Annotated in this window: 11 protein-coding genes; 6 read left to right on the top strand and 5 right to left on the bottom strand. The window is 73.4% G+C overall.

From position 1 onward, the window contains the following. Positions 1–187: 187 nt before the first annotated feature. A complete protein-coding gene (locus tag TAE01_RS13260) occupies positions 188–1,198 on the bottom strand; it encodes a pirin family protein (protein WP_147067207.1) in 1,011 nt (336 codons plus the stop codon). A gap of 49 nt (positions 1,199–1,247) precedes the next feature. Between TAE01_RS13260 and TAE01_RS13255 the strand changes: the two genes are divergently transcribed. Then, on the top strand, positions 1,248–2,552 hold the full coding sequence (locus TAE01_RS13255) for an MFS transporter (RefSeq protein ID WP_147067205.1): 1,305 nt from the start codon (positions 1,248–1,250) through the stop codon (positions 2,550–2,552). Between the two features lie 111 nt (positions 2,553–2,663). Here TAE01_RS13255 and TAE01_RS13250 read toward each other — a convergent pair whose 3' ends face one another. Further along, a complete protein-coding gene (locus TAE01_RS13250; protein WP_147067203.1) occupies positions 2,664–4,202 on the bottom strand; it encodes a S8 family peptidase in 1,539 nt (512 codons plus the stop codon). Between the two features lie 124 nt (positions 4,203–4,326). Next, positions 4,327–5,007, bottom strand: a complete 681-nt coding sequence (locus TAE01_RS13245) for a hypothetical protein (protein WP_147067201.1) — start codon at positions 5,005–5,007, stop codon at positions 4,327–4,329. Positions 5,008–5,217: 210 nt separating this feature from the next. Between TAE01_RS13245 and TAE01_RS13240 the strand changes: the two genes are divergently transcribed. The 3 genes from TAE01_RS13240 to TAE01_RS13235 all read left to right on the top strand — a co-directional run bounded on the left by TAE01_RS13240 (position 5,218) and on the right by TAE01_RS13235 (position 9,081). Continuing rightward, entirely contained in the window at positions 5,218–5,667 is a 450-nt protein-coding gene (locus tag TAE01_RS13240) for a hypothetical protein (protein ID WP_186815199.1), read from the top strand. Position 5,668: 1 nt separating this feature from the next. Further along, complete coding sequence (locus TAE01_RS20555) at positions 5,669–7,018, top strand: hypothetical protein (RefSeq protein WP_186815198.1); 1,350 nt, start codon at positions 5,669–5,671, stop codon at positions 7,016–7,018. A gap of 200 nt (positions 7,019–7,218) precedes the next feature. Then, positions 7,219–9,081 (top strand): hypothetical protein, encoded by a 1,863-nt coding sequence (locus TAE01_RS13235; protein WP_147067197.1) that lies wholly within the window; start codon positions 7,219–7,221, stop codon positions 9,079–9,081. Here the strand turns inward: TAE01_RS13235 and TAE01_RS13230 are convergent. Both TAE01_RS13230 and TAE01_RS13225 read right to left on the bottom strand, forming a co-directional pair. Next, positions 9,053–9,442 (bottom strand): SRPBCC family protein, encoded by a 390-nt coding sequence (locus tag TAE01_RS13230; RefSeq protein WP_147067195.1) that lies wholly within the window; start codon positions 9,440–9,442, stop codon positions 9,053–9,055. The two genes, TAE01_RS13235 and TAE01_RS13230, sit on opposite strands and share 29 nt — an antisense overlap. Before the next feature lie 75 nt (positions 9,443–9,517). Then, positions 9,518–9,943, bottom strand: coding sequence for a cupin domain-containing protein (locus TAE01_RS13225; RefSeq protein WP_147067193.1), 426 nt, complete (start codon positions 9,941–9,943; stop codon positions 9,518–9,520). 103 nt (positions 9,944–10,046) lie between these two features. Between TAE01_RS13225 and TAE01_RS13220 the strand changes: the two genes are divergently transcribed. Both TAE01_RS13220 and TAE01_RS13215 read left to right on the top strand, forming a co-directional pair. Next, positions 10,047–11,417, top strand: a complete 1,371-nt coding sequence (locus TAE01_RS13220) for an FAD-dependent oxidoreductase (protein ID WP_186815196.1) — start codon at positions 10,047–10,049, stop codon at positions 11,415–11,417. Between the two features lie 58 nt (positions 11,418–11,475). After that, positions 11,476–13,812, top strand: a complete 2,337-nt coding sequence (locus tag TAE01_RS13215; protein WP_147067189.1) for a glycoside hydrolase family 31 protein — start codon at positions 11,476–11,478, stop codon at positions 13,810–13,812. Positions 13,813–13,856: the final 44 nt, after the last annotated feature.

The following is a 13,856-nucleotide window of genomic DNA, read 5'->3' as shown; positions in this document are numbered from 1 at the left end:
ACCGGCCCGGCCCCAAACCCTGGACAAGAGCGCCCACTCGATCGGCCTCCCCCCATCGAGTGGGCACTGTGTCGCGACCTGCCCACAGCTGCCCGCCCGGTGCCTGTGGACACGGGGCATGAAAGTGCCCACTCGACGGGGTCGGCGCGCGCGCTCGTCCATGTCGATTGGGCACCCCGACACGTCGTCAGCCGCGGGAGCGCAGCCTCAGGTTGGGCAGGCCCGGTGCGGGGAGGGTGTGGTCCCAGGCCTCCGGGAAGGTGCCGAAGCGCGAACCGGGCTCCGCGACGGCATACGACCCCTGCTCGCGGGAGGCGCGCTCGCGCTGCCAGTCCTCGCGGAAGCCGACGACCTCGTCGTGGCTGCGGCCGATGAAGTTCCACCACATGACGATCTGCTCGCCGAAGGGGGCGCCGCCGAGCACGAGGAGGCGCGCAGGCTCGTCGAGGCCTGCCTCGACCGTGATCCGCTCGGGGCCGGTGGCGTGGAAGGCGATCTCGCCGGGCTTGGCCGTCACGTCCCCGACGGTGATGAGACCCGTGTCGCAGAGCAGCCCGTGCTCGTGGGCCGGGTCGACCTCGAACGTCAGCGAGGTGCCGGCGGCGAGCGTCACCTCGGCGCCCACGAGGTCGGAGAACATCCTCACCGGCGAGCTCTGCCCGAAGAGCGAGCCGAGGAAGACGAGGACGCGGGCGCCGTCGACCTCGCTGACGGGCGGCGCGTAGTGCTCGAAGCCCGGTGCCGTGAACCGGTCCGCCTCGGGCAGCGCGACCCACAGCTGCGCGCCGTGCAGCACCGTCGTCCCGGGGGTCGAGTACTCCGAGTGGGCGATGCCCGACCCCGCCGTCATGATGTTGAGCTCGCCGGGGCGGACGACGGCGTGCACGCCGGTCGTGTCGCGGTGCTCGACCTCGCCGGAGAAGAGCCACGACACCGTCTGCAGGCCGGTGTGCGGGTGGCCGGGCACGACCATGCCGCCGGTCTGCGACACGTCGTCGGGCCCGTAGTGGTCGACGAAGCACCATGCCCCGATGAGCGAGCGCTCGCGCTGGGGGAGGCTGCGGCGCACCGGCATCGCGCGCGGACCGCCGAGCGGCACCTCGCGGTACGGCAGCACGACCGGGGGCGCCGCGGCCGAGCCCTGGGACGTGTCCTCTGCGCAGACGACCTCGGTCGGGTGGCGGTCGGGGTTGCTCACCCGATCAGGCTAGGCCCGGGCGTGCAGATCCGGTTGCTACCTTGCCCGCATGACCGACGCGACTGCCGCTGCCCCCTCCACCGGCAGCCCCGGACGCTGGTCGGCGTGGCGGGTCGTCTGGTGGTTCGGCTTCGTCAGCCTCGCGGCCGACATGGTCTACGAGGGCGCGCGTTCGATGTACGGCCCGCTGCTCGCCTCGCTCGGGGCGTCCGCACTCGTCGTCGGTCTCGTCACCGGCGCCGGCGAGGCGATGGCCCTCGTGCTGCGGCTCGTCTTCGGGCCGCTCGCCGACCGGACCGGGCGCTACTGGGGCCTGACGATCGCCGGCTACGGCCTCACCGCCGTCTGCGTGCCGCTGCTCGCCGTGACGCCCTTCATCGGGGGTGCCGGCCTCGTCGTGGCCGCCGTCCTCATCCTCCTCGAGCGCTCGGGCAAGGCCGTCCGCAGCCCGTCGAAGTCGGCGCTGCTCGCCCACGTGGCGTCGGCGGTCGGACGCGGCCGCGGCTTCGGCGTGCACAAGGCGCTCGACCAGGTCGGTGCCTTCGCCGGGCCGCTCCTCGTCGCCGGGGTCATCGCCGCGACGGGGGTCATCTGGCCGGGCATGGCCGTCCTCGCGATCCCCGGGGCGGCGGCGATGCTGCTGCTGGCCGTCATCCGCTCACGGGTGCCCGACCCGTCCGTCTACGACGTCGAGACGGTGGGCGGCCCGGCGACGTCACCGGTTCCGGGCGAGGTGGCCGCGCGCGGCGGTCTGCGCGGCTGGTTCGCGGACGCGGCCGGTGCCGGGTTGCCGCGCGAGTTCTTCGGCTACGCCTTCGCGGCCGGCCTCATGACCGGTGGCCTCGTGACGTTCGGCATCATCGGCTACCACCTGACGGTCGGCGGGCTCGTCCCGGTCGCCACCGTGCCCGTCGTCTACGCCGGCGCCATGGCCGTCGAGGCGCTCGCGGCGCTCGGGGTGGGTCTCGTCTACGACCGCTACGGCGGCACGGTGCTGTATGCCGTGCCGATCCTCGTGGCGCTCGTGCCCCCGCTGGCGCTGGCCGGGTCGGTCCCGCTCTCGCTCGTCGGGGTCGGTGTCTGGGGCCTGGCCTACGGGGTGCAGGACTCGACGGTGAAGGCACTCGTCGCGGAGGTCGTCGAGGCACCGAGGCGCGCGACGGCATACGGCGTCTTCGCCGGGGTGCAGGGCGCCTTCGCGATCGCCGGCGGCCTCGTGGCCGGCTGGCTCTACGACCGGTCGCTGCCGGCGCTCGTCGCCGTCGTGGCGGTCAGCCAGCTCGTCGCGCTCGTCCTGCTCGCCCGCACCGTCCGCTCCCTGCGCTCGGTGGGTTCCGTGCGCCACCCCGTCTGAGCTGCACCACCGCGTCCGAAACGCGCGAACGCGGCGTCCGGTGCCGGGAACCGTGGTGTGCCACGGGGTCTCGACACCGAACACCGCGTCCGGTGAGGCAGAGCCGGTCGGTCAGCTCACGGCATCGAGGGCGTCGACGACACCCTCACCGAAGAAGCTGTTGTCCTCGACGGGCCCGACGCACGGGCGACCGGCGCCGGTCGTCGTGCCGCACGCCTTGTCGTCGGCCTGCTGGCGCAGCTTCTCGATCATCTGCGCGGGCGTCCATGTCGGGTGGGCCGACTTCATGAGGGCGAGCACACCGGCGACGTGCGGCGACGCCATCGACGTGCCGCTCTTGAGGCCGTAGCCGTTGTTGGCCACGACCGTGGACAGGATCGACGAACCGGGGGCGGCCACGTCGATCTTGCCGAGGCCCCGGTTGCTGAACGAGGACAGGCGGCTGTCCATCGTGCCGGCCGGGAAGCGCTGCATGGAGCTGACCGTCACGACGCCGTCGAGCTCGGTCGGGATGTCCTCGCAGCCGCTGTTGAGCGTGCGCGAGACCTGGCCCGAGGCGGGCTGGTCGTCGGGGCTCGTCGTGTCCTTGAACGACGACTTGTCGGCCAGGTCGCGGGCCGAGTTGCCGGCTGCGGCCGCGTGGACGACACCCTGCTTCGTCGACCACGTGACGGCGCGACGCACGGCCTCCTTGGCGGCGTACTGGTCGGGCTGGTCCTCGCAGTAGAACTCGAACGGGTCGACGTAGTAGCTGTTGTTCGTCACGTCCATGTGCTTGAGGCCCGCCCAGATGAAGCCGCACACGGCGTACTCCGGGTAGATGAAGCCGTCGTCGTTGACGACCTTGACGGCGGCCATCCGCACGTTCGGGGCGACGCCGACGATGCCGACGCCGTTGCGGGCCGCGGCGATGGTGCCGGCCACGTGGGTGCCGTGGTCGCTCGTCGTGGGGTACCAGCCCGTGGCGGAGGTGTCGGGCCGGCCGGCGTCGGTGCAGTTCACCGAGTCGGCGACGTCGATGTTGGCGGCGAGGTCCGGGTGGTCCGGGTCGATTCCGCTGTCGAGGACGCCGACGAGGACGTTGCGGGACCCGTCGGTGATCTTGTGGGCCTGGTCGGCCTTGATCATCGTGAGGTCCCACTGCTCGCTCTCGCGCGGGTCGGTGGACGTCGCCGGCGACTCGACCGACTCGAGGTCGCCGTTGGTGGGCTTCTTCGCGCCCTGCTTGTAGCCGGACGCGCCGCGGCCCCAGGACGCCCCCGCGACCTCGGGGGTGCCCTCGGTGACGGGGACGGTGCGCGTCGCCCCGACGGAGTCGACGGCGTTGCCGCCCCTGGCGACGACGTCGGCACGGAAGGTCGAGACCTTCGAGTGCGCGACGACGACGCCGATCTGCGGCCACGACTGGACCACGACGCCGCCGGCGGCCTTGACCGCCGCCTCGACGAGGCGCGTCTGGCCGGGGTTGGCGATGCGGGCGTTGACGACGTAGCTCATGAGCTGGCCGTCGGGGCTGGTGATCGTCACTGGTGTCGAGACCGGTTCGGCATCGGTCGAGGCGACGGCGACTCCACCGATGGCGGCGGTGGAGGCGAGGGCGAGCGACGCGACGGCGACGATGCCGCGTCTGGTCAGGCTGGGGTGTCGCATGTGTGAGCTCCCATGGTGTGAGGGACTGGTGCATGCGCCCGTTCCGGGCGCACCTCGACATCCTCGGGGGCTACTGGCCGGTTCGCTCGTCGAGAGACCTCGGCAGTTTCGGTCGAACCCGGGATCAGCCCACCTCTGGCTGCCTCGTCAGCGGTCCCGAGGCGATGAGCAGGAGGACGGCGCCCAGCGGCTCGAGACCCCAGGGCAGCAGGAGGACTCCCGCGGCCACCGCCGCCACGACGACCGAACCGACCGGCAGTCGACCCTCCACGGCGAGAGCGACCAGCACGACCGCGAGGGCCACGCCCGTGAGCACCGCGCCACCCGACGAGAGCGCCGCCGGCACGGTGTCGCCGAGCAGGCCGGTGACGTGACCGACCCAGACGGCACCCGTGGCTCCCGCGCCGAACGCGGCCAGCACGGCTGTCGGCAGGGCCAGGGGCAGATATCGCAGCCGGGCGCCGAGCGCCACTGTCAGCCAGGCGAACCCGGACACCGAGGCGACGAGGAGGATGCCGGCTGCGACCGACAGCGCTCCCTCCTCACGCGCGGCCTCGAGGCCGCCCAGGCCGCCGAGGACACCCGTGTCGTCGAGGCTGTCGAGCCCGTCGACCCAGCTGACGATCCCGTGCGTGAAGAGCACGAGCGGGGCGAGCAGGGCGAGCAGCGGCACGCGATCCACGACGGCGCGCGTCGGCGAGGCCACCTCGGTCGCACTCGTGGGCGACACGGCATACGCCTCGTATGCCGTGTCGGCCGTCGCGGTGCCGCCCGGGCGGGCGGGGATGAGCGTGCTCGTCGTCATGCGTCCAGCGTGGCGGCCGGGGGCGATCGAGCCCATCGGGGTCGACCCGGAGCCACCCCCGAACCGCCCCTGAGGGGGTGCGCGCCGGGCACCTGCGGGCGCGGGGTGTTTTTGTCCATTTCGGAGACTTTGACCGGCTTTGGTCGTAGCGTGCGGCTGAGGGCCGAGGTCAGGGTCGGTCCCGTGAGGGTTCGGGTCAAAGGGGTAGACATGTCGGTGCGCTTCAACGCTCCTCCGGGGTGGCCGGTTCCGTCGGCGTCGTGGGTGCCGGACGACGACTGGATGCCCGACCCCAGCTGGCCGACGCCCCCGCGCGGCTGGACGTTCTGGCTCGTCGAGCAGCCGAGTCGGCCCGACGCGGGCACGGCCGGCACGCCCCGCTTCGGCACCGCGCCCCGCTCGACGGCAGCCACGTACGCCTCGCCGCAGACCTCACTCCAGACGTCCGCGCAGGTCGCGGAGCCGGTCTCGGGGGCCGCCTCGTACGGCACCGACCGCGGGAGCTGGCTGGCCGGGCTGCGCGCCCGGGCCGGCGCGGACTCGCTCGTCGCTGCGACGTCTCCCGGCCCCGTGGCCGAGCCCGCGCGTCAGCGGGCGGGTGCGGAGAGCGCCTGGGAGCTGGACGGGCTGCTCGCCTCTGCCGGTCGACTGGACCTCTGAGGTGGAGGTCCTGCTCAGGGTCGCACCCGAGGTGCGGCTCAGCTCCACCACGTCCGGGCTCCGGGCGTCGCTCGACGACCCCGCCCGCACGCACGTCGGCACCGGCGTCGGCGCGCGCACCCCTTCCGGAACCACCGGCCCCGACCAGGGCGAGCACCTGACGCTCGCCGAGCTCGAGACCCGCGCCCGACAGGCCCAGGCGTCCGGAGACCTGCACGCGCTCAGCGCCATCGAGGAGTCGTTCACCTCGTTCCACCTCGCGAACCACCCGCCGCGTCGTCGGCCCGAACCTCCCGAGGCCGCGGCGATGCCCGCCAAGGAGCGGGCCCTGCTGGAGCGCAAGGCCTTCCGCGCTGCCCTGCCCCAGGTGTCGGTGTTCAAGCGCGCGGCGCGCACCAAGGCCAAGGCGATCGCCGAGACCGAGGCGGACGGCTTCAGCCGAACCCTCGACCTCGCCCAGGTCGTCATCGCCCAGCATCGCGCCGCCGCGCTCGACGACCAGTGGAACGAGCTCTCCGGTCACGACCGGTGCGCCGTCATCGCCGAGCTCGAGGCGGAGTTCGAGGCCGCCGGCTGCGGCTGCACCTGCGTCGACGCCGGGTGGGACGCCGACACGGCCCGCGGCTACGTCACCATCGTCGCCCGCTACCCGTCCGCCGACATCGTCGCCGAGCGCGGGCCGGGGCTCTCGTCGAGCGGCCGCCGGATGCTGCGTCGGCGCACCCGCGCGGAGCGCAACGCCCTCTACCTCAGCGGCCTCGCGTCGTTCGCCCTCGCGGCTGCCCGACGCGCCATCTCGGTCGCCGTCGCCGCCGACGACGTGCACCTCGTCATCGTCCGACCGCTCGAGACGGGCGAGGGCCTCGAGCCCATCTACGTCGGCAGCCTGAGCCGTGAGGCCGTCACGCTGCGGCCCTCGCACGCCGACCCGGTGCCGCTCCTGCTCGGTTCGGCGGTCCGACCCCTGAAGTTCGAGGGCTCGGCGCACGACCTCGTGGCCGTGTCTCCCGAGGCCGACGTCATGGACATCGTCCGGCTCTGCGCCGAGGCGCTCGACGACGGAGCCCTCGACGGGCTGCTGGCCGGCGACTCCGAGTCGCTGACGGCTGCCGCACCGGACGGCCACGCCGAGACCGGCCTCGACGGAGCCGACACGTTCGACAGCGAGTTCGCCGATGAGATCGACCGCGAGTTCGACAGCGAGCTCGCCGATGAGATCGATCGCGAGACGGACCCGGAGTTCCATCGCGAGACCGTCGGCGATCGGGGCACCCATGGCGACCCGGCCACGGCGTCCGACACGGCATCCGACCCGGCACCCAAGACGGAACGCGAGGCGGCGGCCGAGTGACCTGACCGCCCCTTCGTGGCCTCTCGACGGGTGAGCGAGGGCCAGATGTGGCCTTTCGACGGTAGGGGGCCGTGGGGGTGGCTGCGGCGCTACAGTGCGACGACGGGTGCGCGGACTCCGGACCATCCCTCCGCCGCGATCCCGTGGTGCGACGTTGCCCGGCGGGGAGGGCCATGAGGGGTGGCCGAGGGGGCCGTGCTGTGACGATTCGATTCAACCCGCCGCCGGGGTGGCCGATGCCGCCACCGACGTGGGTGCCGCACGCCGACTGGCTGCCCGAGCCGGACTGGCCCGAGCCTCCGGCCGACTGGGCCTTCTGGTCGGTGGCCTCCCCGCAGCGCGTCCCCGGGTCCGGTGACGGCGCCGGCGCAACCGGACACGATGGCCGTGCGGTCGGCGGCGAGGGTCGCGGCCGGATCCGCACGGGCCAGGTCTCCTTCCCCGTCGGCACCGTGGCCGCGCAGTCCACGGTGTCGCTCGCTGCGCTCTTCCCCGGGCGAGGGCGGCAGGCCGGCTCGGCCTACGTCGTCGGGGCCGGCGACCGCCCGCCGACCAAGGCCGGGCGCGAGTACTACGAGCCCGGCGGTCACACCGACGCCGTCTCCAGCTCCCGCTCGGCGTCCGACGGCTGGGCCTCCAGCGGACCTGCGCTCGAGGGGCCAGCGTTCGATGGGCCAGCGATCAACGGGGCGGCGTTCGAGGGATCTGCCGTCAACGGCTCGGTGCTCAACGGGTCCGCCGGGGTGCTCGTGGGTGAGGTTCCCGCCGACGTCGCGACGGGTACCAGCGATGAGTCGGAGACCGCGGGCGTGCTGGCACCCGGGATCCGGCTGTCCCCGCTCCTGCGCCTCGTGGCGCACCCCTCCGGGCTGCGGGTCCAGTTCCGGGTCGGGGGACCGGTCGCGGCGGCGCTCGCGGAGGTCATGACGCCGGCCATCGAGGCCGCGACGGCCCTGCTCGTCGCCCATCCGTCGACATCGAGCGGCGACGGTCGCGGAGGGAGCCGGGACGTGACCGCCGCGCGGCCCCGTGGCCTGCGCCGGCTCCTCGGGGGGCGCGCGAGTGACCCGGAGCGCCTCCACGGGCCACGCCTCGACGACGACCGCCACGCTCAGTCGCCGCTGTCGATCCACGACCTCGCCCGCCGGGCCCTGGACGCCCGCCGGGGCGGTGACCGCGACGCGGCCCTGGCCGTCGAACGAGACCTCCGGTCGCTGCACCGCCTCGGCTTCGTCACGATCCACCCACCTGCGGTGCCTGCGCCGGTGCCGCTCTCGGGTGCCGAGGAGGCGAGCATCCGCGACCGGGTGCTCGACGCCCTCGGGGCCACGGCTCCCGGCCTCCCGCGTGCCCGGTCCGCCGAGCTGAGGACGCTCGCGGCCGAGCGCGCCGAGTCGCTCGTGCGCGCCAGCAACGTGGCACGCCGGCTCCTGACCCAGCGGCGCGCCGCGCTGGCGGCGGGTGCCTGGCAGCTGCTGAGGTCGCACGACCCGGCGACCGTCGTCGCGGTGGTCGACGAGGCGCTGCGCCTCTCCGCGAGCGACGTGACGTGCCTCGACGCGGGGACCGACCCCGTGACCGGCCGGGACTACGTCACCGTGCTCGTGCGCTTCCCGACCATCGGCATCGTCGCCGAGGAGCAGCGGGACGACGGCCCGGCCGGGCGTGCCGGGTGGCGTCCCCGGACGGCGCGCGAGCGCAACGTCGTGTATGCCGCGGGCCTCGCCTCGGCCGTCCTCGCCGCCGCGAAACAGGTCGTCAGCCTCGCGCCGGCGACCGACGACGTCAACGTCGTCGTGGTGAGGCACACCCGCAACGGTCGCGGGGTCGAGCCCGTCTACGTCGGTCGGTTCGACCGCGAGGACGTGTCGCTGCGCCATCCGGAGGCGGACCCGCTGCCGCTCGTCGCGAGCTCGGCGATGCCACACGGCATACGCGTCCACGGGGCCGACCGGGAGGTCACGGCGCTCGAGCACGCCGCCGACGTCGACGGCGCGCTGCGCGAGCTCGTCGACACGTGCCGCGCCGCGGACGCTAGAGGTCGGAGCGGACGAGACGCCTGAGGGCGAGAGTCGCGAGCGGTCGGTAGCCGACGGCGACGAAGGCCGGCGCGTCGATGACGAGCTCGGTGCTGCACCCGCCCGGTGCGGGACGCACGGCGTGGTCGAGCGTCGCGTGGACGGGACCGAAGCGCACGTGCCAGCTCCACTGCATGGCATCCGCGTCGACGGTCAGCACCTCGAACGGCACCCGGACGCCGAGCGGACCGACGACGAGCCCGTTGAGGCCGGGGGAGATGCGGGGCGTGGCGGCGATGACCTCCTGGATCTGCGGCGACCACGTCGTCCAGAGGGCGAGGTTCTCGTAGCGCGACCACGCGACCGCGGGGTCGGCGTCGCCCGTGACGGTGATGGTGGCGCGCATCGCGAGTCCCTCCTGTCGATGGGTCGATGGGTCGATGGGTCGCTCGGCCGTCAGGTCGCGCCGTTGTGCAGCCGTTCAGTCGCCGTCGACCAGGGTCGCCGGGGCCGGCCCGTCGACGTTGACGGTCGGGGTGCCCGACCCGCAGCGGACGATGACGGCGCGAGACGTGCCGTCACCCGGGTTGGACTCCCGGTGCACGGCGCCCGCGGGTACGCGCAGGAAGTCACCCGGACCAGCCTCGACGACGACCTCCCCGCCGGGGCCCGACTCGAGCCGCATCCGACCCGACACGACGTAGAGGGTGGTGTCGTGGTCGCCGTGGTGGTGCCAGCCGGAGACGGCGCCGGCCTCGGTGTCGACGGTGCCCGACCACATCGACGCGGTGTGCAGGGCCACCTGCCGGCTCATGCCGGGCGTCGGGTCGGCCGGGCTCAGCTCGTCACCGGCGACATGGGTGCACGGCTGGGCTGCGAGGTCCTGCGCGTCGGGCTGCTCGGTCATGCCCCCATCAAACCCCGAGAGCTCTAGCCTTGTCTGGTCCGTCGGGGCGTTTACGTCAGTGCGTTTCCGTCAGGGCGTCTCCGGCGGGGAGATGAGGTGGACCATGGCAGCGGGGCGCGCGGGTCGGGTCGTCGTCGTGGGCGGCAGCATGGCCGGGCTGCTCACGGCGAGGGCGCTGGCCGACCACGCCGAGTCGGTCGTCGTGCTCGAACGCGACCGCCTCCCCGAGGAGGTGGGGCCGCGCGGTCGCGTGCCGCAGGGGCGGCACCTGCACGCGCTCCTGTCCGCGGGCCTCGAGCGGCTGCGGGAGTGGTTCCCGGGCATCGAGGCCGAGCTGACCTCGTACGGCGCGGTCCCCGTCGACGGCAGCGAGGCGTGGGTGCACCAAGGCGGCGGCTACCGGGCGCGGGGCCACTGGGGCCGGCCGGGCCTCGGCATGACGCGGCCGCTCCTCGAGCACGTCGTGCGCCACCGGGTGGCCGCCCTGCCCGGGGTGACCATCGAGGACGGCACGACCGTCGGCGCCGTGACGCTGCGGCTGGGTCGGGTCACCGGGGTCGTCGTCGACGGCGAGCCGAGGCCGGCCGACCTCGTCGTCGACTGCTCCGGGCGCAGCTCCCGCATCGCTCACGACCTCGCGGCCTCGCACGTGCTCGACCCGCCCGTCACCACGGTCGGGATCGACATCGGCTACACGTCCTTCTTCCTGCGCCGATCGCCCGGCGACTTCGAGGGCAAGCTGCTCGTCAGCATCGAGAACCCGGGCACGTTCCGCGGTGGCGCCGTCGTCCCGGTCGAGGGCGACCGGTGGCAGGTGACACTCTCCGGCGTGCACGGCGACGTGCCCCCGACGGCGGACGTGGAGATCGAGCGCTTCGCCGCCTCCCTGTCGACCCCTGCGGTGGCCCAGCTCATCCGGCACTGCGAGCGGGTCTCCGACGTCGAGACCTACCGCTTCCCCTCGAGCCGGCGCCGCCACTACGAGAAGGTGCGGGGCCTGCCGCCCGGACTCGTCACCGTCGGGGACGCGTCGAGCAGCTTCGACCCGATCTACGGGCAGGGCATGACGTCGTCCGCGCTCCAGGCCGCAGCGCTCGGCGCAGTCGTGGCCAGGACCGGCATCATGTCCGACGACCTGCCGAAACGCTTCCACCGCAAGGCTGCCCGCATCATCGAGGCGCCCTGGCGCATCGCGGTGGGCGGGGACTTCGGCCACCAGCAGACCGTCGGCGCGCGCCCCGTCGGCACGGCGCAGCTCAACGGCTACATGCTGCGCGTCATCCACGCGGCGCACGCCTCCCTGCCCGTGACCCGGTCGTTCAACCGGGTCCTCCAGCTCGAGGACCCGCCGGTGGCCCTGCTGGCCCCGACCACGATGGTGCGCGTGCTGCGCGCGTCGGGGCGGTCACCGGCCGTGACCGGCGCCGCCGTGCGCCATCCCCTGGTGGGTCCACCGAGGGTCGCGAGCGCCTGAGGCGGTGGAGCGCGGACGGGTGGTCGTCACCGACGTCCATCTTTGACAGGGTGGACGCATGAGGACCGACCACTTCATCCGATTCGAGCGTGTCGACTCCGTCGAGGAGGCCGAACGAGGGCTCCTGGCCCGGCTGCACGGCGAGCTGCTCCGCATCGACGCGGTGCGCCCCGACGTCGTGCGCCTCCAGCTGAGCCGGGGCGGGTCGTTCGACCCCAAGCCGACGTATGCCGTGTGCGTCGACCCGCTCGCGTCCGGGCCGGAGGGGCCGGTGACGTGGCGGGCCGAGCCCGGCGAGGACGCCTGGCGGCTCGTGACGGACGAGCTCGTCGTGACGCTGTGGCTCGACCCGTTCCGTGTCGACGTGCACCGCACCGACGGGTCGGTGGTGCTCGAGTCGGTCCCGGACCCGGAGGGGCGCTACTGGACGTACGCGACGCTCAACGACGCGTGGACGACCCGGCGCCGGATCGGCCGCGACGACGCCATCTACGGCCTCGGCGAGAAGGGTGGCCACCACAACCGGCGCGGTCGCGACTTCACGATGTGGAACACCGACGTCCTCAACGAGCACGCGACGGCGGAGTTCCGCGCGGGCCTCGACGCCGCCGACCCCCGGTCCGACATGTCGAGCGTCGAGTTCGACCCCTACTACGTGACGATCCCGTTCTTCTACCAGCGCGACGCCGAGACCGGTTCTGCCGTGGGCTCGTTCGTCGACAACGGTTACCGGGGGGAGTACGAGTTCAGCCACGACGACGAGTACCGCGTCACCTTCCACGGTGGGCAGTGGACCGAGTACCTCTTCGCCGGACCGTCGATGGCGAGCATCCTCGAGCGCTACACGTGGCTGACCGGCCGCGCCACGCTGCCCCCGATCTGGGCCCTCGGCTACCAGCAGTGCCGCTGGCACGCCTACACCCAGGCCGACGTCGAGCGCATCGCGAAGCGCTACCGCGACGACGAGTTCCCGTGCGACGGGATCTGGCTCGACATCGACTACATGGACGGCTACCGCGTCTTCACGTGGGACTCCTCGCGCTTCCCCGACCCGGCCGGCATGCTCAAGGGCCTGTCCAACCAGGGCTTCCGGACCATCTCGATCGTCGACCCGGGCGTCAAGCACGACCCGGGCTACGCGGTCTACGACGACGGCCTGGAGCAGGACGTCTTCTGTCGCACCGAGGGCGGCGACACCTACATCGGCCAGGTGTGGCCGGGCAACACCGCCTTCCCGGACTTCGCGACGCCCGAGGCGCGCTCGTGGTGGGGAGCGCTCAACGCCACGCACGTCGAGTCCGGCCTGGCGGGCATCTGGAACGACATGAACGAGCCCGCGACCGGCGAGATCGCCCCGCAGGCGATGCTCTTCGACAAGGGCCGGGCCAAGCACGAGCGCTACCACAACCAGTACGCCCTGCTCATGGCGATGGGCACCATCGAGGGCCTCAAGGCCGCACGCCCCGAGGCCCGGACCTTCGTGCTGTCGCGGGCCGGCTTCGCGGGCATCCAGCGCTACGCGGCGAACTGGATGGGCGACAACCAGGCCCGCTGGGACCACCTCTGGGTCAGCATGCCGATGGCGTGCGGTTTCGGGCTGTCGGGCCAGCCGTTCGTCGGCGCCGACATCGGCGGCTTCCAGGGTGACACCAACCCGGAGCTCTTCCTGCGCTGGATGCAGATGGGGACGCTGACTCCCTTCTGCCGCAACCACTCCGAGATCGACAACATCGACCAGTACCCGTGGTCGTTCGGCCCCGAGGTCCACGACCTCGCCCGCGAGGCGGTCCGGCTGCGCTACCGGCTCATGCCCTACATCTACTCGGCGTTCGTGCGGGCGACCGAGACCGGCGAGCCCGTGCAGCGGCCGCTCGTCCTCGACCACCAGCACGACCCGGCCGTCGTCGACCTCGACGACGAGTACCTCTTCGGCCGCGACCTGCTCGTCGCGCCGGTGACGGAGCAGGGCCAGACGTCGCGCACCGTCTACCTCCCCGAGGGGGACTGGTACGACTGGCACACCGGCGAGCTGCACCCCGGCGGCCAGCGGATCACGGTCGAGACGCCGCTAGAGCGCGTCCCGCTCTTCGCCCGCGCCGGCGCGGCCATCCCGATGTGGACCGAGGCGCCGGCGTCGACCGACGGCTACCGCCCCGAGTCGGTCGAGCTGCACGTCTTCGACCCGGTCGTCGACGGTCGCTGGGAGTCGGTGCTCGTCGAGGACGACGGTCTGACGGTGACCCACGACGAGCCGGGCGCCGAGGCCCAGCGCCTCACGACGACCGTCGTCGTCACGCGTTCGGGTGGCGAGGTCTCGGTCGAGCACGCGACGTCGGGGCCGGGGTATGCCGGCCACGCGCGCACCCGCTTCGACGTCGTGCGCCACGCGGCCTGACGGCATAAGCCCTCCCGGTCCACGGCGGCCGGTCCGACGGTCTC

It is taken from the genome of Terrabacter aerolatus, assembly GCF_007991735.1.
GTDB classification, from domain to species: Bacteria; Actinomycetota; Actinomycetes; order Actinomycetales; family Dermatophilaceae; genus Terrabacter; species Terrabacter aerolatus.
The sequence above is the reverse complement of the archived record's forward strand: the minus strand, read 5'-3'. Positions and strand labels throughout refer to the sequence as shown.

What these genes read in the sequence shown, in the direction of transcription:
- TAE01_RS13230 (WP_147067195.1), bottom strand. Translation starts at nt 9,442, where the DNA reads ATGCGCGCCACCATCACCGTCACGGGCGACGCCGACCCCGCGGTCGCG.
- TAE01_RS13225 (WP_147067193.1), bottom strand. Translation starts at nt 9,943, where the DNA reads ATGACCGAGCAGCCCGACGCGCAGGACCTCGCAGCCCAGCCGTGCACC.
- TAE01_RS13240 (WP_186815199.1), top strand. Translation starts at nt 5,218, where the DNA reads ATGTCGGTGCGCTTCAACGCTCCTCCGGGGTGGCCGGTTCCGTCGGCG.
- TAE01_RS13220 (WP_186815196.1), top strand. Translation starts at nt 10,047, where the DNA reads ATGGCAGCGGGGCGCGCGGGTCGGGTCGTCGTCGTGGGCGGCAGCATG.
- TAE01_RS13250 (WP_147067203.1), bottom strand. Translation starts at nt 4,202, where the DNA reads ATGCGACACCCCAGCCTGACCAGACGCGGCATCGTCGCCGTCGCGTCG.
- TAE01_RS13255 (WP_147067205.1), top strand. Translation starts at nt 1,248, where the DNA reads ATGACCGACGCGACTGCCGCTGCCCCCTCCACCGGCAGCCCCGGACGC.
- TAE01_RS13245 (WP_147067201.1), bottom strand. Translation starts at nt 5,007, where the DNA reads ATGACGACGAGCACGCTCATCCCCGCCCGCCCGGGCGGCACCGCGACG.
- TAE01_RS13215 (WP_147067189.1), top strand. Translation starts at nt 11,476, where the DNA reads ATGAGGACCGACCACTTCATCCGATTCGAGCGTGTCGACTCCGTCGAG.